This is a genomic window from Actinomadura rifamycini DSM 43936, assembly GCF_000425065.1.
GTDB lineage: Bacteria > Actinomycetota > Actinomycetes > Streptosporangiales > Streptosporangiaceae > Spirillospora > Spirillospora rifamycini.
In genome coordinates this window covers 51173-70583 of sequence record NZ_AULB01000036.1, presented here as the reverse complement: position 1 = coordinate 70583, position 19411 = coordinate 51173, and the positions used below count along the sequence as shown (strand labels likewise).

General features: G+C 75.0%; 19 protein-coding genes. 10 read left to right on the top strand and 9 right to left on the bottom strand.

Annotation, left to right across the window (positions count from 1 at the left end; genetic code table 11):
- Positions 1-6 precede the first annotated feature (6 nt).
- Positions 7-489 carry a CarD family transcriptional regulator gene (locus H505_RS0129320; protein WP_026404819.1) on the bottom strand — a complete coding sequence of 161 codons (483 nt, stop codon included), beginning with the start codon at positions 487-489 and terminating at the stop codon, positions 7-9.
- Between the two features lie 388 nt (positions 490-877).
- On the opposite strand from H505_RS0129320, the gene H505_RS0129315 reads away from it, so the two are divergent.
- On the top strand, positions 878-1624 hold the full coding sequence (locus H505_RS0129315) for a hypothetical protein (RefSeq protein WP_026404818.1): 747 nt from the start codon (positions 878-880) through the stop codon (positions 1622-1624).
- A gap of 200 nt (positions 1625-1824) precedes the next feature.
- Entirely contained in the window at positions 1825-2694 is an 870-nt protein-coding gene (locus H505_RS0129310) for a hypothetical protein (RefSeq protein ID WP_157433170.1), read from the top strand.
- Between the two features lie 185 nt (positions 2695-2879).
- On the opposite strand, the gene H505_RS0129305 is transcribed toward H505_RS0129310, so the two are convergent.
- Together H505_RS0129305 and H505_RS0129300 are read right to left on the bottom strand one after the other, a co-directional pair.
- Positions 2880-3560, bottom strand: coding sequence for a response regulator transcription factor (locus tag H505_RS0129305; protein WP_026404816.1), 681 nt, complete (start codon positions 3558-3560; stop codon positions 2880-2882).
- Complete coding sequence (locus H505_RS0129300; RefSeq protein ID WP_026404815.1) at positions 3557-4738, bottom strand: sensor histidine kinase; 1182 nt, start codon at positions 4736-4738, stop codon at positions 3557-3559. Before H505_RS0129300 ends, H505_RS0129305 begins: the two co-directional genes overlap by 4 nt.
- Positions 4739-4917: 179 nt before the next feature.
- Between H505_RS0129300 and phoU the strand changes: the two genes are divergently transcribed.
- From phoU to H505_RS49360, 5 genes are all read left to right on the top strand, one after another.
- On the top strand, positions 4918-5580 hold the full coding sequence (gene phoU, locus H505_RS0129295) for a phosphate signaling complex protein PhoU (RefSeq protein WP_026404814.1): 663 nt from the start codon (positions 4918-4920) through the stop codon (positions 5578-5580).
- A gap of 156 nt (positions 5581-5736) precedes the next feature.
- A complete protein-coding gene (locus H505_RS0129290) occupies positions 5737-7839 on the top strand; it encodes an outer membrane protein assembly factor BamB family protein (RefSeq protein ID WP_026404813.1) in 2103 nt (700 codons plus the stop codon).
- On the top strand, positions 7826-9208 hold the full coding sequence (locus H505_RS48180; protein WP_051301300.1) for a serine/threonine-protein kinase: 1383 nt from the start codon (positions 7826-7828) through the stop codon (positions 9206-9208). The genes H505_RS0129290 and H505_RS48180 overlap by 14 nt, the downstream gene beginning before the upstream one ends.
- Positions 9209-9227: 19 nt before the next feature.
- Entirely contained in the window at positions 9228-10016 is a 789-nt protein-coding gene (locus tag H505_RS0129280; protein WP_051301299.1) for an FHA domain-containing protein, read from the top strand.
- Positions 10017-10096: 80 nt separating this feature from the next.
- Entirely contained in the window at positions 10097-10558 is a 462-nt protein-coding gene (locus H505_RS49360; RefSeq protein WP_157433169.1) for a hypothetical protein, read from the top strand.
- Positions 10559-10577: 19 nt separating this feature from the next.
- Here H505_RS49360 and H505_RS45070 read toward each other — a convergent pair whose 3' ends face one another.
- On the bottom strand, positions 10578-11486 hold the full coding sequence (locus tag H505_RS45070) for a CPBP family intramembrane glutamic endopeptidase (protein WP_064743729.1): 909 nt from the start codon (positions 11484-11486) through the stop codon (positions 10578-10580).
- A 41-nt stretch (positions 11487-11527) separates the two neighbouring features.
- Positions 11528-12490, bottom strand: coding sequence for an alpha/beta hydrolase family protein (locus H505_RS0129265; RefSeq protein WP_211238581.1), 963 nt, complete (start codon positions 12488-12490; stop codon positions 11528-11530).
- 45 nt (positions 12491-12535) lie between these two features.
- On the opposite strand from H505_RS0129265, the gene H505_RS0129260 reads away from it, so the two are divergent.
- Positions 12536-13093 carry a helix-turn-helix domain-containing protein gene (locus H505_RS0129260; RefSeq protein WP_026404810.1) on the top strand — a complete coding sequence of 186 codons (558 nt, stop codon included), beginning with the start codon at positions 12536-12538 and terminating at the stop codon, positions 13091-13093.
- A gap of 75 nt (positions 13094-13168) precedes the next feature.
- Here H505_RS0129260 and H505_RS45065 read toward each other — a convergent pair whose 3' ends face one another.
- The 3 genes from H505_RS45065 to mshA are packed head-to-tail and all read right to left on the bottom strand — an operon-like array spanning position 13169 to position 15839.
- Positions 13169-14026 (bottom strand): phosphoglyceromutase, encoded by an 858-nt coding sequence (locus H505_RS45065; protein WP_034520416.1) that lies wholly within the window; start codon positions 14024-14026, stop codon positions 13169-13171.
- A gap of 26 nt (positions 14027-14052) precedes the next feature.
- Positions 14053-14544 carry a type III secretion system chaperone family protein gene (locus tag H505_RS0129250; RefSeq protein WP_026404809.1) on the bottom strand — a complete coding sequence of 164 codons (492 nt, stop codon included), beginning with the start codon at positions 14542-14544 and terminating at the stop codon, positions 14053-14055.
- Positions 14541-15839, bottom strand: a complete 1299-nt coding sequence (mshA, locus tag H505_RS0129245) for a D-inositol-3-phosphate glycosyltransferase (RefSeq protein WP_026404808.1) — start codon at positions 15837-15839, stop codon at positions 14541-14543. The genes H505_RS0129250 and mshA overlap by 4 nt, the downstream gene beginning before the upstream one ends.
- A gap of 133 nt (positions 15840-15972) precedes the next feature.
- Here mshA and H505_RS0129240 point away from each other — a divergent pair, with 133 nt between their 5' ends.
- Positions 15973-16734 (top strand): SDR family NAD(P)-dependent oxidoreductase, encoded by a 762-nt coding sequence (locus tag H505_RS0129240; RefSeq protein WP_026404807.1) that lies wholly within the window; start codon positions 15973-15975, stop codon positions 16732-16734.
- Positions 16735-16780: 46 nt separating this feature from the next.
- Here the strand turns inward: H505_RS0129240 and H505_RS0129235 are convergent, their stop codons facing one another.
- Positions 16781-17605: a hypothetical protein gene (locus H505_RS0129235; protein WP_026404806.1), complete on the bottom strand. Its 825-nt coding sequence runs from the start codon at positions 17603-17605 to the stop codon at positions 16781-16783.
- Positions 17606-17723: 118 nt separating this feature from the next.
- Here H505_RS0129235 and H505_RS0129230 point away from each other — a divergent pair, with 118 nt between their 5' ends.
- On the top strand, positions 17724-19406 hold the full coding sequence (locus H505_RS0129230) for an AMP-binding protein (RefSeq protein ID WP_051301297.1): 1683 nt from the start codon (positions 17724-17726) through the stop codon (positions 19404-19406).
- Positions 19407-19411: the final 5 nt, after the last annotated feature.

Here is a 19411-nt window from a genome sequence, read left to right as displayed (position 1 = left end):
CCCAACTCAGCCGGCCAGGACCTCGTCGAGCAGCGCCTCGGCCTTGTCCTCGTTGGTCTTCTCGGCGAGCGCGAGCTCGCTGACCAGGATCTGCCGGGCCTTGGCGAGCATGCGCTTCTCGCCGGCCGACAGGCCGCGCTCCTTGTCGCGCCGCCACAGGTCGCGGACGACCTCCGCGACCTTGTTGACGTCGCCGGACGCGAGCTTCTCAAGGTTCGCCTTGTACCGGCGCGACCAGTTGGTGGGCTCCTCGGTGTAGGGTGCGCGCAGCACCTCGAACACCTTCTCCAGACCCTCCTGGCCGACGACGTCGCGGACACCCACGTCCTCGACGTTCTCAACCGGAACCTGTACTGTCAGGTCGCCCTTGTCGACCTTCAAGACCAGATAGGTCTTTTCCTCACCCTTGATGGTGCGAGTCTCGATGGCCTCGATCCGAGCAGCCCCGTGGTGGGGGTAGACGACGGTGTCGCCGACCTGGAAAGTCATGTGACAAGTACCCCTTCCGCTAGAACCAGGATAGCACGGAAACGGACGAGGCCGCACCGGCCTTGATGGCATATGCCCAGGTCAACCCCCATATTGGACCATTGACAAAGCTCGTTGATGGTGCTTCGGCCCGTTGTTCCGCCCACGCGGCGCGATCGTCCGGTCACGCCGCCGCGGCCCGGCGGCCACTATCGGGAGGGCGGCCCGGACGGCAAGACCCCGGGCCGGAGAAGACTTCGGCGCTTCACCCGCAAGCACCTCATACTGGGAGGTGAGCCTGCCGCGCAGCGCGGGTACGAAGCGCCGGAAGGGCCACAAACGGGACATTCCCCTTTCTCTCTGGGGAACGGACGGCGGTCACCGGCGGATCGAGGATGGTGATGCTGGCGTGAGGTCGCACGGCGACCCGGACCCGGACGACTACGGGCTTCCGCGCGTCGACATCGTGGTGCCCGACGACGCCCGCGAACTCGACCGCGACGTCCTCGCCTACCACCGCGAGGAGCGCCGCCGCCGGCGCCGGGCCCGGATCCGCCGGGTCACCGGCCCGCTCACCCGTTTCGGCGTCGCCGTCCCGATCATCGCGGGCGCGCTGCTGGTCGCGCTGATCAGCGGGGCGCTGATGACGGCGTTCGGCCCGCAGCCCGCGCCGCGTCCGACGACCGCGCGGCTCGCCCCGAACCCGACCGCGAGCCCCGGCACCGTCGGCGGCCTGCTGCCGGCGGGGAGCGTCGCGCTCGCGGACGGGTCCGCCAAGCCGATGCGGGAGATGCGCCCGGGGGTGATCGGCATCGTCCCGCCCGGGTTCCGCTGCGGGCCGCTGATCGCCGAGCTCGCCGGCCTGACCGGGGCGCCGCAGCTCAACTTCTGGCTCGTCCCCGACCCCCGCCCCGCGGGCGGCCGCGAGCCCGTCCCGGTGAAGGACGTCAAGAAGTGCGCGGGCACGGCGCACCGGGGCGCGCCGCTGGTCGTGGAGGACGGGCGGGGCCTGCTGGCCGCCGCGTACGCGCCGAAGCCCGGCACCGCGCTCACCGCGGTGCTCGTCAAGCCGGACGGGATCGTCTCCCACGTCGTGCCGGACCCGCGGGCGGGCAAGGATCTGGACCAGAAGATCAAGGACCTGACGGTGGGCTGACGCCCCGGGCGCCGCCCCGGCGCGGTACGGTCGCCCTCCGGGCGGCGGTCCGGGCCGTCGCCTCCGGCGTTCCGCCGGGACGATGTCCGCGTGTCGGCACCCCGAAGCGGAGTTCGCGGGCGGGCCTCGCTACGCTTCCTCTGGCGTGTCTCACGCCGATCTTCAGATCTCAACGCCTTATCCACGAGGAGACCGACGCCGTGATCCGTAACAGCCGTCGAGTGGTCACGCTCGCCGTCGCGGGCGCCGTCGCCATCGCGCCGGTGATCTCCGGCTGCGGCGCCGGCATGACCCCGCAGAGCGCCATGCCCACGCGCCTCAGCGAGGGGATCAACGCCCAGCTGCCCGCCGACGGAGCCGCGCAGGTCTCCCTCCGCAACATGTTCCTCCTCGCCCCCGAGGCCGGCCCGCCCGTGCCCACCGGCACGCCGCTCGCGCTGTACGGCTCCCTGATCAACCAGGTCGAGGGCAAGGCCGACACGCTCGTCTCGGTCAGCTCGCCGATGTTCTCGGGCGCGCGCATCGAGGGCGGCTCGCTGGCGGTGCCGGGCGCGCTGCCGGACGGCAAGGGCGGCGTGACGCGGCTGCTCGGCCAGGGCGCCCCCACTCCGGGGCCGACGACGCAGCAGCCCGGCGGCGGGACCCCCACCGGGACGCCCGCGCCCGAGACGACCGGCCCCGGCTCGACCGCCTCGGCGACGGCGTCGCCGACGCAGGAGAACACCGCCGAGCCGCCGCAGACGCCGCCTCCGACGGGCACCGGGCACCCGCTCGTGGTGCTGGAGGGCCTGAAGCAGCAGCTCGTCGCCGGCACGCCGGTGCCGGTCCGCCTCCAGTTCAAGAACGCCGGCGCGATCGAGCTGCAGATCCCGGTCGTCGCGCGCCAGCAGGACTACGCGACGTTCCCGCTGGCCAGCCCACCGCAGGGGACGCAGCCGCCCGGCACGACGAGCCCGCGCCCGAACACCGGGCCGTCGCCGACCGGCGAGGCGACCCCGACCGGCGAGGCGAGCCCGACGGGTGAGGCGACGCCCGGCGCCACGGAGTCCCCGGCCGCAGGCGGCCACTGACCGACGCGCACGCGGACGGCCGGGCACCCCGAGGGGTGCCCGGCCGACGTGTTTCCCGGCCGTCGCGTTTCCCGGGCCCGGACGCGCGAAGGCCCGGGCGGCGAACAACCGGTCGCCGTCCGGGCCTCGTCACGCTCGTCCGCGGCCCCTCCCGCCGGTCGCGACCGGCACGAGGGCGCCGCCGATCAGGGCTCGAACTTGTAGCCCAGGCCCCGTACGGTGACGATGTAGCGGGGCGTGGAGGGCGTCTCCTCGATCTTGGCGCGGAGCCGCTTGATGTGGACGTCCAGCGTCTTGGTGTCGCCGACGTAGTCCGCGCCCCACACCCGGTCGATGAGCTGCATGCGGGTGAGCACGCGGCCCGCGTTGCGGAGCAGGACCTCCAGCAGCTCGAACTCCTTCAGCGGGAGCTGGACGGGCTCACCGCCGACGCTGACGACGTGCCGTTCGACGTCCATCCGGACGGGGCCGGCCTCCAGCGTCGCGGGGGCGGGCTCGGGGTCCTCGCCCTGGCGGCGCAGGACGGCGCGCATGCGGGCGATGAGCTCGCGCGGGGAGTACGGCTTGGTGACGTAGTCGTCGGCGCCGAGCTCGAGCCCGACGACCTTGTCGACCTCGCTGTCCTTGGCGGTCAGCATGATCACCGGGACGTTGGACCTCGTGCGCAGCTCCCGGCAGACCTCGGTGCCGGGCAGCCCGGGCAGCATCAGGTCGAGCAGCACGAGGTCGGCACCGTTGCGCTCGAAGATGTCCAGGGCGTCCGGGCCCGTGGCGGCCACGGCCACCTCGAAGCCCTCCTTGCGCAGGTTGTACGCCAATGCGTCGCTGTACGACTCCTCGTCTTCGACGACGAGAACGCGGGTCACGGTGTTGCCTCCCGGGCGGTGTTCAGGGCGGCGGGGACGGGCGGGTCGAGCAGCGGAAGCCGGATCGTGAACGTCGACCCGGACCCCTCCTTGCTCCACACCGTAACGTCCCCGCCGTGCTTGCTGGTGACGTGCTTGACGATGGCCAGACCGAGGCCAGTTCCGCCGGTCTGGCGGGAGCGGGCCGGGTCCACCCGGTAGAACCGCTCGAAGATCCGCTCCACCTCGGCATCGGGGATGCCGATCCCCTGGTCGGTCACGTTGATCTCGACGAACCGGTCGTCGCAGCGGCGGGTCGACACGACGACGCGGGTGCGTTCGGGGCTGTAGGCGACGGCGTTGTCGATGAGGTTCCGCAGCGCGGTGGTCAGCAGCTCGACGTCGCCGCGCACCCGCAGCCCGCCGGTGCCGCCGGTGGCGAGCTCGATGTCCTTGCTGGACGCCTTGATCTGGCAGCGGTCGATGGCCTCCGCGGTGACGTCGTCCAGGGGAACGGGTCCGAGGTCGGGCAGCGGTTCGTCGCCCTGCACCCGGGAGAGGGTCATGAGGTCCTGCACCAGGTTGTTCAGCCGGACGGACTCGATCTGCATCCGCCCGGCGAACCGGCGCACGGCCTCGGGGTCGTCGGCGGCGCCCTCGACGGTCTCGGCGAGCAGCGACAGCGCCCCGACGGGCGTCTTCAGCTCGTGGCTGACGTTGGCGACGAAGTCGCGGCGGATCGCCTCGGTGCGGCGCATGTCGGTGAGGTCCTCGGCGAGGACCAGGACGAGGCCGTGCGACCCGAGGGGCGCGACGCGGACCGCGAACCAGCGGCCCTCGGCGCGGGCGCGGATGCGGGACGGGACGACCTGGATCTCGGTCTCCCGGATCTCGCCGTCGCGGCGGACGAGCCGGGCCATGGCGAGCAGCTCGTCGACGACGAGCCGGTCACCGCTGACCAGGCCGAACGCGCGGGCCGCGGAACTGGCCCGCAGCACCCGGTCCTCGGCGTCGACGACGACGGCCGACGACCGCAGGACGCTCAGGACGGACGCGATGCCCGGGGGCATGCCGCTCACGGGCGTCGCCGGGGCCGCCGTCCGCTGGGCTCGCTCGCTCACGCGCACCGCCAATCCCGTCGCGAGCCCGATGGCGAGCCCGGCAAGCCCGACCAGGCTCGCGACAATCTCGACCTCCACACCTCGGATGGTAAGCGGGCCTCGACCCCAAGGAGTCCCAACGTGCAGGTCAACGCGGTGTCGTTCCCCGAAAGTTCACCTTCTTATACGGAGGTATTCACACCGGCCCGGCATGCTATGACGTGGGCGAGTGCGTCCACTCCCCCAGCCCTCCGACGTTTTCTCCCTGAGGATCCGAATTGCGCGACGCCTACCACGAGGAGCTCGACGCCCTCAGCGACAAGCTGGTCGAGATGACCCGGCTCGTCCGCTCCGCGATGGCCCGCGCGGTGACCGCTCTCCTCGACGCCGATCTGCGGCTGTCAGAGGAGGTCATCAGCGCCGACGACCAGGTCAACAAGATCGACGCCGAGATCGAGCAGACGGTGTTCGACCTGATGGCCCGGCAGCAGCCGGTCGCCGGGGACCTGCGCACGCTCATCACCACGCTGCGGATGAGCGGCGATCTCGAGCGGATGGGCGACCTGGCCGTCCACATCGCCAAGACCGCCCGCCGCCGCCACCCGGAGCCGGCCGTCCCGCCGGAACTGCAGGCGACCGTCCTGGAGATGGGGCAGATCGCCGAACGCATGATCGCCAAGGCGGGCAGCGTGATCGCCTCCCAGGACGTCGAGATGGGCCTCGAACTCGACGCCGACGACGACCAGATGGACCGCCTGCACCGCCGCCTGTTCGACAAGCTGCTCTCCCCCAAGTGGAAGCACGGCGTCGAACCGGCCGTCGACATCACCCTTGCGGGCCGCTACTTCGAGCGCTTCGCCGACCACGCCGTCCACGTCGCCGAGAACGTCGTGTACCTGGTCACGGGCCAGCGCCCCGAGGAGATCAACGAGATCTCCTGACCCCCTCCTCCTCCGGTGCCGTGCCGACGCCCCCGCCCGGCGCGGCCGGCGGCCGGCCGCGCCGGGCGGCGGCCTCCGGAAAAGCCCGCGCGGGCGGAGCCGGGGGCCGTTAGCCTTTCGGGGCCGTAGTCGCCGTCTCACGGAGGGTCAGCCCCGGTGGAGCCGCTGCAGCCGGACGATCCGCGCCGGATCGGCCCGTACCGGGTCGTGGCGCGGCTCGGCGCGGGCGGCATGGGCGTCGTCTACCTGGGGCGGGCGCGCAGCGGGCGGCCGGTGGCGGTGAAGGTCGTGCACCGCCGGTTCGTCGGCGAGGACCGGTACCGGGCCCGGTTCCGGCGCGAGGTCGACGCGGCCCGCGCGGTCGCGGGGTCCTTCACCGCGCCGGTGCTGGACGCCGACCCGGACGCCGCCACGCCCTGGCTCGCGACCGCGTACCTGCCGGGCCCGTCGCTGCGGGAGGCGGTCGCGGGGTTCGGCCCGCTGCCGCCGGACGCGCTGCGGGCGCTGGCCGCCGGGCTCGCCGAGGCCCTCGACGCGATCCACCGCGGCGGCCTCGTCCACCGGGACCTGAAACCGGGCAACGTGCTGCTGACCGCGGGCGGCCCCCGCGTGATCGACTTCGGGATCGCGCGGCCGGACGGCGCCACCGCGATCACCCGCGCCGGCGCGCCGATCGGCACGGCCGGGTACATGGGCCCCGAGCAGGTGCGGGGCGAGCGGGTCGGGCCGCCCGGCGACGTGTTCGCGCTCGGCGCGACGCTCGCGTACGCGGCGACGCGCGTGGAGCCGTTCGGGACGGGGACGGCGCGGGCCCGGCACCTGCGGGTGCTGACCGGCGCGGCGGACCTCGGCGCGGTCGCCGACCCCGGGCTGCGCGACCTGCTCGCCGCGTGCCTGCGGGCCGAGCCGTCGGCGCGTCCGTCCGCGGCCGGCCTGCTGGAGGCGCTCGGACGGCCGGGCCCGGACGCACCGTCGCTGCAGGGCGTCGGGTGGCTGCCCGCGCCGGTGGCGGCGGAGGTGGAGCGCCGCACCGCCGAGGTCGTCCCGGTGGTGGCCCGCGCGGAGCCCGCGCCGCGGCGCCCGGGGCGGCGGACGGTCGTGGCGGGGCTCGGCGCCGGGGTGCTGACGCTCGCGGCGGTGGCGAGCGTGCCGCTGCCGGGCGGGACGGCCGACGGCGGCGAGGCGGACGGCGGCACGGCCGGGCCGGACGCGGAGGAGCCGCCGCCGGAGGGCGTCCGGCTGTGGGAGCGGTCGTACGAGGGCGACGAGGACGTCGAGCTGCACGGCGCCGGCGGCGTGCTCCTGGTGCGGGTCGGGGAGGACGTCCGCGCGCTGGACCCGCGCACCGGCCGCGTGCGGTGGAAGCGCGGGGCCGCCGGGGTCACGGCGGCGGGCGCGGACGTGTTCCTGGCGGAGGACGGCGGCCGGCGGCTCCGGGCGGTCGGGGCCGCGTCCGGCGAGACCCGGTGGACGTACGGCCTGCGGTCCGACGCCGACGTCGGCGAGAGCGCGGGCCCGCTGGCGGTGGCCGCGGACGTCGTCTGCTTCGGCGTCTCGCCGCGGCGGGCGGACCGGCGGGAGCGCGTCGGCGCGCTGGGCAGGAAGGACGGGCGCCGCGGCTGGACGTCCGGCCTGATCGGCGCGCCGACCCCGGAGGGGTTCGCCGCCGGGGCGGGTCTCGTCGTGGCCGCGTCGAAGACCGAACTGGTCGCGCTGGACCCGGCGTCCGGGCGGATCCGGTGGCGGTACCCGATGGACTACGGCGCCTACCTGCGCTTCGACCGGGAGCGGGTCTTCGCCTCCGACCGGCTCGGGACGCTGCACGCGCTGCGGGCCGCCGACGGGAAGGCGCTCTGGAAGCGGCGGGCGATGACCGCCTTCTCGAGCGGGGCCGGTGCGGGGAAGGTGTTCGTGGAGGGCGAGGACGGCGTGGTCGTCGCGCTCGACGCGGCCACCGGGCGGCGCGCCTGGTCGCGGCGGGTCGCGCGGGCGGCGAACGACCCGCGGTCGCAGGCGACGGCGCTGGCGCTCGACGGCGGAATCTTGTACGCGGCGTGCGGCGACGGCACACTGTACGCGTTGGACGCGGCCGACGGCCGCGTCCGCTGGACCCGCGGGGCGGAGGCGGCCGCGGAGCGGGCCGCGCGGCTCGGCGTGCCGGTGGGCGTCGCCGGGGTCGTGTGCGTCGCGACCTCGGACCGGCGGGTCCGGGCGCTCGCCCCGCCGGACTCACGCGGAGGATCACGTGCAGGCTCTTGAGCCCGGCGACCCGCGCTCGGTCGAGACCTCGGGACGCGTCTACCGGCTCGTCGCGCGGCTCGGCTCGGGCGGCATGGGCACCGTCTACCTGGGCCGGTCCGCCGCCGGACGGGCGGTCGCGGTCAAGATCGTGCATCCGGAGTTCGCCGCCGACGCGCGGTTCCGGGAGCGGTTCCGGCGCGAGGCCGAGCTGTCCGGGACGGTCGGCGGCGGGTTCACCGCGCCGGTCGTCGACGCCGCTCCGGACGCCCGTCCGCCCTGGCTGGCGACGGAGTTCCTGCCCTCGGTGCCGCTGCGGGACGCCGTCCGCTCGGGCGGGGCGCTGCCGCCGGACGCGGTCCGGCGGCTGGCGGCGGGCGTCGCGGAGGCGCTGGTCGAGATCCACGGCGCCGGGATCGTGCACCGCGACCTCACGCCCGCGAACGTCCTGCTGGCGGCGGACGGCCCGCGCGTCATCGACTTCGGGATCGCCCGCGCGCTGGACGCCGCGACGATCACGAGCGCGGGGACGCCGCTCGGCGCGCCCGGCTTCATGTCGCCCGAGCAGGCCGCCGGGGAGCCGATCGGCCCGCCGAGCGACGTGTTCACGTTCGGCGCGACGCTGCTGTACGCGGCGACCGGCCGGGAGCCGTTCGGCGCGGGCACGTGGCACGAGCAGCTGCTGCGGCTGCGGTCGGAGCGGCCGCGGCTCGACCGGGTCGCCGACGCGGACCTGCGGGCGCTGATCGCCGACTGCATGGAGCGCGAGCCGTCCCGCCGCCCGACCGCCGCGCGGCTCGCCGAGCGGCTCGCGGCCGGGACGTCCCCGGGCGCGGCGCCCGGGCCGGCGCCCGGCGCGGCGGTCTGGCCGCCGGGGATCGCGGCGGAGATCGAGCGGCGGCGGGCGGCGGCGGAGCGCCCGACGGTGCCGGGCGGCGGGCGCGGCCGTCCCGCGCGGGCCGGCGTCGCGGTCGCCGCGGTCGCCGCCGCGCTGGCCGTGGTCGCGGCGGTCTCCGCCGCCGTGTGGTTCCAGGGCCGCGGCGGCGGGCCGGAGCCGGCCGCCGCGCCCGCCCCGCCGTCCGCGGCCGTCCCGGCGACGAGCGCGCCCCCGGCGCCGGTCGGGGAGATCCGGTTCCTGGTCAGCGGCGACGGCGAGGTCGAGTCGCTGACGTACTCGGTGAACGGCGACTCGCGGACCGTGGAGAACGTCGAACTGCCGTGGGAGGTGTCGGTGCCGATCCCGGCGTCGGTCCCGAGGACGGTGTGGGAGCTGGACGTGACGAACGGCGGGAGCGGAGTGATCCGCTACAAGGTCGACGCGAACGGACGGCTGGTCACGCAGGGGGCCACGGCCGGGCAGGGCACGGGCCACGCCGAAGGCAGCATCTGATGAACGGGAGGACGGCACCATGACGCTGGCGGCGTTCACGCCGAAGGTCGACTTCTTGCCCGCCGGCGGCCCGGGTCTCGCGTACGAGCTTCCCCCGGCCGCCCCGGGCACCCTGTTCGTCCGCGGGCCGAACGGCGGGATGCGGGTCGCGCCGGACACCGGGTTCACGGTGGTCTTCGGGCGGTGCGAGCCCGAGGTCCACGTCTGCGTCGGGGCGGACGACCGGCACGTCAGCCGGCGGCAGGGGCTGATCCGCCACGACGGGTCGCGCTGGATGCTCTACAACACGGGCAAGCGCGCCATCCGCTTCCCCGACCGGCTGGTGCTCGGCGGGCACGAGGCCGAACTGCCGGCGGCGTACGCGCCGCTGTTCGTCATCGGCCCGGAGCGGGAGCACCTGCTGGAGACGCGCATCGCCGGACGCCTCCGCGCCGGGTCCCCGGACCTGCACGAGCTCGGCACCGCCGAACCGGACGGCGCGCTGCTGCGGGACGACACCGAACGGCTCGTCCTCGCGTGCCTGGCGCGCCGCTACCTCGCGCAGGAGCCGAACCCGGTGCCGCTCACGTGGGCGCAGGTCGCGGCGGAGCTGAACCTCGCCCGTCCGGACGGGAAGTGGAACGCCAGGCGGGCGCAGCATGTCGTGGAGAAGGTGCGCCTGCGGCTCAGCAAGGACTTCGCGGGGCTCCGCGAGGAGGAGCTTCCGCCGCCGATCGGCAACGCGCTCAACCACAACCTGATCGTCGTGCTGCTCGTCCACGCGGCCCTCGTCCCGTCGCACCTGCTCGAACTGGAGCCGCCCAGGTGAACCGCCGAGGCGCCGGGACCGGTCCCGGGGCCTCCGCGGCACGATCGCCCCGGTCCCCGGAAAAGGAGAACGGGAGAACGATGGCGATCACTCGATTGGTGCCGGCGGTCGCGGCCGCGTGCGTCCTGCTCGCCGGCTGCGGCTCCGAGGAACCGGCGGCCGCGGGCGGAACGGAACCCTCGACGGCGGCTCCGGCCCCGTCCCCGACCCGGTCGGCCCCGCCCACGTCCGCACCGCCCACGTCCGCACCGCCGAAGCCCCTGCCGAAGGCCGACGACGGGACGGACCTGGACGCCTGCGCCGACGGGAAGTGCGAGGTCCGGGTGTCCGACGGCGACCGGATCCCCATGGACGTCAACGGCGTCGAGCACGTCACCGTCAAGGTCGGAGCCGACCGGGTGGTCTTCGACGCGGTGCTCGGCGGCGGGAGCATCTCCACGTTCGCGACGACGGAGGTCCCCAGCAACGCCGTCAACGGCATCACGTTCGCGGTGAGCGGGATCGGCGGCGGCGAGGCCGTCATCTCGATGAAGCACACCTGACCGGACGGCCGCGGGCGGGTCAGCCGACGCGGGCGCTCTCCGGGCGGGCGGCCGGGGCGGCCCCGGCCGGGGCGGCCCCGGCGGCCCCGCCGGGCGCGCCGGGCGCGCGCCCCTCGCGGACGGCCGCGAGCAGGGCCACCGCGACGACCGCCTGGATGCCGGTGATCATCGCCAGCACGATGGGCTCCTCGACGCCGAGCATCACCATCGTCAGGTTGGCGGCGAAGTGCGTGGCGACCGCGGCGAGGACGCCTGCGCGCTCGTAGGCGTGGCAGACGAGCATCGCCATCGGGACGGAGCTGAAGGCGAAGAGCGCACCGGCCGGGGTGGCCGCGCCGAGTTCGTTCTGGACGGTGCCGTGGACGAAGAACAGCGGCATGTGCCAGACGGCCCAGATGGCGCCCAGCACCACCGCGACCTGGTAGCGGTTCATCGTCGCGCGCATCCGCGGGTAGGCGGTGCCGCGCCAGCCGGGCTCCTCCGACAGCGGGCCGAGGAGCAGCATGGTGGCGAGGAAGGAGACGGGCCCGCCGGGGGTGGCCTCGATCATGTCCCTGCCGGCGTCCAGGCTGAGGGCCGGGCCGCCCGCCACGTGCGCCAGGAACGCGCCCGCCACGACGGTCGCGGAGGCCAGCAGGAGCAGCGCCGGGGACCAGAGCAGGGCGGACGCGCGGAACCGGACGGCCCGCGCCGGGACGGGTCCGCCGCGCCGCCGCCGGCGGACCCGGATCACCAGGGCGCCGACGAGCGGCCCGAACGCGCCGAGCCCGTGGAACGCGGTCGCCGCGGCCGCGTCGCCGAGGGCGATGGCGACGGCCCAGGCGGCCCAGCTCATCGCGAAGGCGATCGTCATGAACAGGGTGAGGTCGCTCCGGAACGTGCCGGTGGCGGCGGGCTTGGCGTGCGTTGGAGCGTGCGACGAGGTCATGCGGGAACTCCCTCTGGGGTGGGGCGGGCGGGGGGGCGGGGTCAGGAAGAGGCGGCCTTCTCGGCGGGCAGCGCCCCGGGGGCCGCGCCGAGCCGGCGGGCGAGCCAGCCGGTGACGAGCGCGAGCAGGTCGGGGTCGACCGGATCGCGCAGGAGGCGGCGGTAGGAGCGCAGGGACGGGCGCCCGCCGTCGCGGCGGAGGACGTGGGTGAGGCAGGAGACGCGGTGGACCTCGGTCTCGCCGGGCACGAGCCGCCGGATGACGTCCAGGTCGGCCGGGTCGACCTGGAGGTCCTTGTCGCCGGTGACGGCCAGCACCGGGGCCCGCACGGCCGCGAGGTCGTCGCGGGTGTCGTGGGCGAGGTTCTCGCGCATCCAGCGGGCGTTGAGCGGGAGCCCGGCGACGCGCGCCGCGTCCGTCCGGGTGGCCTTGACGCGCGCGAGGAGCCGCTCGCCGGCGGCGCCCAGCGGCCGCCGCAGCGCCCGGACGGGCGCGGGCAGGCTCTCCAGGACGGAGCGGGCCTGCCAGCGGAGCGCGTCCTCGCCCGTCCGGGCGTATCCGGCGAGCAGGACCGCGGCGGCCACGTCGTCGCGGGCGGCGAGGGCCATGGCGTGCAGGGCCCCCTCGCTGTGGCCGACGACGCCGACGGCGCCGGGCCGGACGTCGGGGTGCGCGGCCAGCGCGCGCAGCGCGGCCGCGGCGTCCCGGCGGTTGCCGGTGAAGCCGGTGGTCCGCCAGTCGCCGGGGGTGGCGCCGGCGCCGCGGCGGTCGGTGCGCAGCGTGGCGATGCCGTGCGCCGCGAGGGCGGCGGCCAGCGGGCGGCCGAGGTTCACGGGCAGCTTGGGGGTGTCGCCGTTCCGGTCGAGCGGGCCGGAACCGTGCAGGAGCAGGACGGCCGGGTGCGGGCCGGGGCCGTCCGGGAGCGTCAGCGTGCCGGCCAGCCGAATCCCGTCGTCGGCGGTGACCGTCATGTCGGTGTCGGGCACGGGGGGTTCGCCTCTCATTGTTATCAACGCTGAGAACGTTATCAGGTATGAGACCATAGAGGCATGGCGAACGCGAACCTGCTCCTCCACCCCGTCCGGCTGCGGATCCTGCAGACCGTGGTGGGCGCGGAGGAGATGACCACCGCTCAACTGCGAGAACGGCTGCCGGACGTGTCCCCCGCGTCCATGTACCGGCATGTGGCGACGCTCACACAGGCCGGGATACTGGAGGTGGTCCGGGAGCGCCCCGTGCGGGGCACGGTCGAGCGCAGCTACCGCGTGCGGCAGGACGCGGCGCTCGTCGACGCCGCCGCCCGCGAGTCGATGACCAAGGAGGACCACCGGCAGGCGTTCGCCGTCTTCACCAGCGCCGTCCTGGCCGACTTCGAGCGGTACCTGGCGCGCGACGACGCCGACCCGCCCCGCGAGAACGTCCTGTACCGGCAGGGCGCGGTGTGGGTGACCGACGAGGAGTTCACCGCGCTGGTCGAGGAGATCGAGGCGGCCGTCGCCCGCCGCACGCACACCGCGCCCGGCGACGGCCGGACCCGCCACCTGCTCAGCCTCGTCTTCGTCCCCGACAAGACCGGAGCCCCGGACGGCGCGGAGGACGCGGGCTGAGCCGCGGCCTCGGGAAACGGAAACGCCCGCGCCGTACGGCGCGGGCGGACCGCTGGGTCGTGCTGCTGCCGGGCCTTACTTGCGGCGGCCGCGGCGGGGCTTGTCCTTGGCGTCCTTGCCGGACGGCTTCGCGTCCTTCGCCTTCGCGGGGGCCGGGGCCTTCGGGGCGCCCTTGCCGGCGGCGGACTTCCCGGCGCCCTGGTTCTTGACGGCCTCGATGGCGGCCTTCGCGGCGGCCGGGTCGAGGTACTCGCCGCCGCGCTTGAGCGGGGCGAAGTCGTCGTCGAGCTCGTAGACGAGCGGGATCCCGGTCGGGATGTTGAGGCCGACGATGTCGTCGTCGGAGATGTCGTCGAGGTGCTTGACGAGGGCCCGCAGGGAGTTGCCGTGCGCGGCGACCATGACGGTCTTCCCGGCGGCGAGGTCGGGGACGATCGCGTCGTACCAGTACGGCAGCATGCGGTCGATGACGTCGGCGAGGCACTCGCTGCGCGGGATCAGCTCGGACGGCAGCTCGGCGTAGCGGAGGTCGTTGACCTGCGACAGCGGGTCGTCGTCCTTGATCGGCGGCGGCGGGGTGTCGTAGGAGCGGCGCCAGGTCATGAACTTCTCTTCGCCGTACTGCTCCCGCGTCTGGGCCTTGTTCTTGCCCTGCAGGGCGCCGTAGTGGCGCTCGTTGAGGCGCCAGGAGCGGCGGACGGGGATCCACAGCAGGTCGGCCACGTCGAGCGCGATGTTGGCGGTGCGGATGGCGCGCTTGAGCAGCGACGTGTGCACGACGTCGGGGGTGATGTCCGCGTCGAGGAGGAGGTCCCCGCCGCGGGTGGCCTCGCTCTCGCCCTTCGCCGACAGGTCCACGTCCACCCAGCCGGTGAACAGGCCCTCGGCGTTCCAGACGCTTTCACCGTGCCGGAGCAATACCAGGGTCGCCATGGTGCAGAGCTTATCCAGCCGCTGGTTCAGTCACGATTCGCCGGGTCCGCGAACGACGCGAACGCCCGGAGGTTGGCGAGGCTCTCGCCGCGCTTGACGCGCCAGTCCCACTCGCGCTGGATGGACGTCTTGAACCCGCGTTCGAGGGCCTTGTCGAAGTTCTCGTCCGAGTAGGTGAGGACGCAGCCGAGGAGCCGGTCGATCTCGTCCGGGCTGATCGACGCGAGCGAGAGCCGCCCGACGAGGTGGACGTCGCCGACGTCGTCGAGCGCGAAGGAGACCCCGTACATGCGGCCGTTCTTCTCGAGGAGGAACCGGTAGAACTCGGCGTGGTTCTCGTCGGGGCGGCGGCAGAAGAACGCCTCGACGTGCAGGCTGTGGTCCCCGACGATGAGCCAGGTCATGGTGGCGAGCTTGCGCTTGCCGGGCAGCTTGACGAAGAAGGCGTCCGCGCGCGGCTCGTCGAACTCGAGCTCGGCGTCGCGCAGGGTCTGCCGGATGGTCTCGACGGGGTTCATGCGGTCACCTGCGGGACGAGTGCGGACGGACGGGCCATGGCACCGGTATACACGTCCAGGAGGGCGTCGACGGTGGCGTCCCACCCGAAGGCGCGGGCGTGCCGGACGGCGCCGCGGGCGAGGCGGGCGTGCGCGGCGGGGTCCTCGAGGCGGCGCAGGACGGCCGCGTAGTCGGCGGGGTCGTGCCCGGGGACCAGCACGCCGGACTCGCCGTCGGCGACGGCGGTGCAGAGCCCGCCGACGCGGGACGCGACGACGGGCGTGCCGCACGCCTGGGACTCGACGGCGACGAGGCCGAACGACTCGGAGTGCGAGGGGACGACGGTGACGTCGGCGGCCCGGTACCAGTCGGCGAGCTCCGCCTGGGGGGCGGGCGGCTCGAAGCGGACGACGTCGGCGATGCCGAGTTCGGCGGCGAGCGACTGGAGGCCCTCGGGGCGGCAGCGGGCGGATCCGGAGGGGCCGCCGACGACGGCGACGACGAGCCGGGACCGCAGCGACGGGTCGTCGGCGAGCATCCGGGCGGCGGCGCGCAGCAGGACGTCGGGCGCCTTGAGCGGCTGGATGCGGCCGACGAACAGCAGGACGTAGGCGTCGCGGGGCAGGCCGAGGCGGCGGCGGGCCGGTCCGCCGCGCCGGGCGCGCGACCCGGGCGGGAGCGGCTCGGGGCGGAACAGGTCGAGGTCGGCGCCGGGGCGGACGGTCGCGACGCGCGCGGGGTCGGCGCCGTAGAGGTCGATGAGCTCGCGCGCCTCCTTGCCGGTGTTGGCGACGAGCTGGTCGGCGGACGCGACGACCTGCTCCTCGCCGAGGACGCGCGCGTCCGGTTCGGGCTTGTCGCCGTCGGCGAGGGCCGCGTTCTTGACCTTGGCCATCGTGTGCATGGAGTGGACGAGCGGGACGCCCCAGCGGTGCTTGGCGGCGTCCCCGGCCTGCCCGGACAGCCAGTAGTGGGTGTGCAGGAGGTCGTAGTGGCCGGGGTCGTGGGCGGCCTCGACGCGCAGGACACCGGAGGTGAAGCCGCACAGGTGCCGGGCGAGGTCGGTCTTGTCGAGCTCCTCGAAGGGGCCGGCGACGATGTGCCGGACGAGGACGCCGGGCGCGAGTTCGGCGACGGGCGGCAGGGCCCGCGACGTGGCGCGGGTGAAGATGTCGACCTCGACGCCGCGTTCGGCGAGCCGTTTGGCGGTCTCGACGATGTAGACGTTCATGCCGCCGGCGTCGCCGGTCCCCGGCTGATCCAGAGGGGACGTATGAAGACTTATCGTCGCAACCCGGTTGATACGACGCGGCACCGGACACCACCTCCGGTAGTGCAACCTATCCACCGCGCCCGGTGTTCCCCGAAGATGGTCTTCAATTGCGACAATCCCCGACAGTGATCGACCTCACCGGCATCCGCCGCCGATCGCCTGGGAGGCTGGACGCATGCGGAGAACGGCGGTAGTGACCGGAGCGAGCAGCGGCATCGGGGCCGCCACGGCCAGGCGGCTGGCGGCGGAGGGGTTCAACGTCGTCCTGGCGGCGCGGCGCCGCGACCGGCTCGACGAGCTGGCGAAGGACATCGCCGCGACCGTGCCCGGGGCGGCGAAGATCGTGCCGATCACCCTCGACGTGACGTCGCAGGAGTCGGTGGACGCGCTCGCCGCGGCGGTCGGCGGCTGCCACGTGCTCGTGAACAACGCGGGCGGCGCGGTCGGGCTCGACAGCGTGGCGGACGCGGACGTCGACGACTGGCGCACGATGTACGAGACGAACGTGCTGGGGCTCGTCCGGGTCACCAAGGCGCTGCTCCCGAAGCTGATCGAGAGCGGCGCGGGGCACGTCGTGAACGTCACGTCGCTGGCCGGGCACGTGGCGTACGAGGGCGGCGCGGGGTACAACGCGGCGAAGTTCGGCGCCTACGCGGTGAACGAGGTCATGCGGCTGGAGCTGGTCGCGGAGCCCGTGCGGGTCACGGAGGTCGCGCCGGGACTGGTGAAGACCGAGGAGTTCTCGCTGGTCCGGTTCAAGGGCGACGCGGAGAAGGCCGAGAAGCCGTACGAGGGCGTGCCGGAGCCGCTCGTGGCCGAGGACGTCGCCGACTGCGTCGCCTGGGCGGTCACGCGTCCCCCGCACGTGAACATCGACCGGATCGACGTGCAGCCGCGCGTCCAGGCCGCGCCGTACAAGCTGCACCGCGAGGGCTGAACCCGCTGCGGGCGGCGCGCCGGGCGCCGGGCGCCGTCCCGTCCGGTCAGGGCGCGACGGCCGTCCAGGGGAGGGTGACCTCGCCGAGGCGCCAGCGGCGGCGGCCCCCGTAGGGCGGTGCGGTCAGCACGGGGTACGCCTCCGCGAGCAGCCGCACCGCCTCGACCCAGCGGGCGCGGGGCCCGAACGCCGAGTGCGGCGCGGCGGTCGCCCAGGCCCGGTCGAACGCGGTGAGCAGCGCGTGGACGGGCTCGCCGGGGACGTTCCGGTGGATGAGCGTCTTCGGGAGCCGTTCGGCGAGGGACGACGGGCGGTCCAGGGTCGGCAGGTGCGCGGCGAACGTGACGGTGCGGGGCCCGTCCCGGTCGAGGGCGACCCAGACGGCGCGGCGCCCGGTCTCCGAGCAGGTGCCCTCGACGAGGACGCCGCGGGGCGCGAGCCGGTCGCGCAGGTCGTCCCAGGCGCGCCACGCGGCGGGCTCGTCGTACTGGCGCAGGACGTTGAGGGCGCGGACGAGGACGGGCGGGCGGGGCACCGGCAGCTCGAAGCCGCCGCGCCGGAACGTCAGGCCCTCGTGCGGGCCGGTGGCGGCGAGGAAGGCGAGCCCGGCGGCGACCCGGTCGGGTTCGATCTCGATGCCGACGACGTCCAGGCGGGGCGCGACGGCGCGGAGCCGCGTGTAGAGCTCGAACGCGGTCACGGGCGACGCGCCGTAGCCGAGGTCGACGGCGAGCGGCCGGACGGCCGTGCCGTCGTACTGGCGGAGGGCGGGCCGCTGGGTGGCGGCGATCCACCGGTCGACGCGGCGGAGCCGGTTGGGCGCGGTGGTGCCGCGGGTCACCTCCCCCTGCGGCTTCTGCGGTCGGGCCATCGGGACATCGTCTCGCGGCCGCGGCGCACCCTCCCCCGGCCACCCTGCCGAATGAGATTCGGTAAGCATTGGGTTACGGTGATCCCGGGTGCCCCACGACCATCCCGGAGGACCGCCGATGCCCCAGCCCGACGCGCCGCGCGCCGACGCGCCCCAGCTCGACGCGCCCCAGCTCGACCTGGCGACCCTGCACGAGGCCGTCGCCGCCGCGGTCCCCGACCGCGAGTGCCTGGTCTGGCGCGACCGCCGGATGACCTGGCGCGAGGTCACCGACCGGACGCGGCGGCTCGCGAACGTCCTGCGCGCGCACGGGCTCGGCCGCCGGGAGGGGACGCACGAGCCGTGGGAGTCGCCGCACGACCACCTCGCGCTGTACCTGCACAACGGCCCCGAGTACCTGGAGGGCCTGGTCGGCGCGCACAAGGCCCGAGTCGCGCCGTTCAACGTCAACTACCGGTACGTGGACGACGAGCTGGCGCAGCTGTTCGGCGACGCGCGTCCCCGTGCGATCCTGTACCACGCGCGGTTCGCGCGGGAGGTCGAGCGGGTCGTGAAGCGGCTGGACACCGACCCGCTGCTGCTCCAGGTCGCGGACGACTCGGGCACCCCGCTCGCGCCGGGCGCGCTCGACTACGAGGAGGCGCTCGCCGCCGCGTCCGCCGAGCCGCCCGCCGGCGTCCGGCCGTCGCCGGACGACCTGCAGATCCTCTACACGGGCGGCACGACGGGCCTGCCGAAGGGCGTGCTGTGGCGGGTCGGCGACCTGGTGCACGGCCCGTTCCAGGTGCGCCGCCGGGACGGGTCGCCGATCACCGACGTCGACGAGGTGGTGGCGCGGGCCGTCCGGGGCGAGCACCGGGTCCTCGTGGCGCCGCCGATGATGCACGGCGGCGGGACCTGGTCGGCGCTCGGCGGCTGGTGCGGCGGCGCGTGCGTGATCTTCCCGCACCGGGTGGACGGGCTGGACGCCGACGACCTGATGGACACCGCCGAGCGGGAGCGCGCCACCCGGATGCCGATCGTCGGGGACGCGTTCGCGCGCCCGATCGTCGAGGCGCTGGAGCGCCGCCCGCGCGACCTGTCGTCCCTGCGGACGCTGCTGAACTCGGCGGCGGGGATCAGCCCGGGCGTCAAGCGGCGGCTGCTGGACCTGGTCCCGGGGGCGCGGCTGCTGGACATCCTCGGGTCCTCCGAGAGCGGCTTCTCGGTGACCCGGCTGGGCACCGACGCCCGGTTCCTGCTCCAGTCGGGCGCGGCCGTCCTCAGCGCGGACCGGACGCGCCGCCTCGCGCCCGGCGAGGACGAGATGGGCTGGCTCGCCAAGGGCGGCGGCTCGATCCCGCTCGGCTACCTCAACGCCCCGGAGAAGACCGCCGCGACGTTCCTGACCGTGGACGGCGACCGGCTCGTCGTGCCGGGCGACCGGGCGCGGCTGCTCGCGGACGGGACGGTCGAGGTGCACGGCCGGGACGCCACCACGATCAACACCGGCGGCGAGAAGGTGTTCGCGGAGGAGGTCGAGACGGTGCTGCGCGGCCTGCCGGGCGTCGCGGACGCGCTGGTGCTGGGCCGGCCGAGCGAGCGATGGGGCAGCGAGATCGTCGCGGTGCTCGGCCCGGCGGACGCCCCGGACGACGCGGCGCTGCGGGACGGCTGCGCCGCGCACCTCGCCCGCTACAAGATCCCGAAGGCGTTCGTGCGCACCGGGCGGACGCTGCGGCTGCCGAACGGCAAGGCCGACTACGCGCTGGCGCGGGAGCTGGTGGAGGCCCTCGACGGGACGGCCGGGACCGGGGAATAGTGGCG

Excerpts from the sequence above, each read along its gene's own strand:
- H505_RS0129260 (WP_026404810.1), top strand. The coding sequence starts at position 12,536 with ATGGCGAACGCGAACCTGCTCCTCCACCCCGTCCGGCTGCGGATCCTG.
- H505_RS0129280 (WP_051301299.1), top strand. The coding sequence starts at position 9,228 with ATGACGCTGGCGGCGTTCACGCCGAAGGTCGACTTCTTGCCCGCCGGC.
- H505_RS0129265 (WP_211238581.1), bottom strand. The coding sequence starts at position 12,490 with ATGAGAGGCGAACCCCCCGTGCCCGACACCGACATGACGGTCACCGCC.
- H505_RS49360 (WP_157433169.1), top strand. The coding sequence starts at position 10,097 with ATGGCGATCACTCGATTGGTGCCGGCGGTCGCGGCCGCGTGCGTCCTG.
- H505_RS0129320 (WP_026404819.1), bottom strand. The coding sequence starts at position 489 with ATGACTTTCCAGGTCGGCGACACCGTCGTCTACCCCCACCACGGGGCT.
- H505_RS0129250 (WP_026404809.1), bottom strand. The coding sequence starts at position 14,544 with ATGAACCCCGTCGAGACCATCCGGCAGACCCTGCGCGACGCCGAGCTC.
- H505_RS0129230 (WP_051301297.1), top strand. The coding sequence starts at position 17,724 with ATGCCCCAGCCCGACGCGCCGCGCGCCGACGCGCCCCAGCTCGACGCG.
- H505_RS0129235 (WP_026404806.1), bottom strand. The coding sequence starts at position 17,605 with ATGGCCCGACCGCAGAAGCCGCAGGGGGAGGTGACCCGCGGCACCACC.
- H505_RS45070 (WP_064743729.1), bottom strand. The coding sequence starts at position 11,486 with ATGACCTCGTCGCACGCTCCAACGCACGCCAAGCCCGCCGCCACCGGC.
- H505_RS45065 (WP_034520416.1), bottom strand. The coding sequence starts at position 14,026 with ATGGCGACCCTGGTATTGCTCCGGCACGGTGAAAGCGTCTGGAACGCC.
- H505_RS0129240 (WP_026404807.1), top strand. The coding sequence starts at position 15,973 with ATGCGGAGAACGGCGGTAGTGACCGGAGCGAGCAGCGGCATCGGGGCC.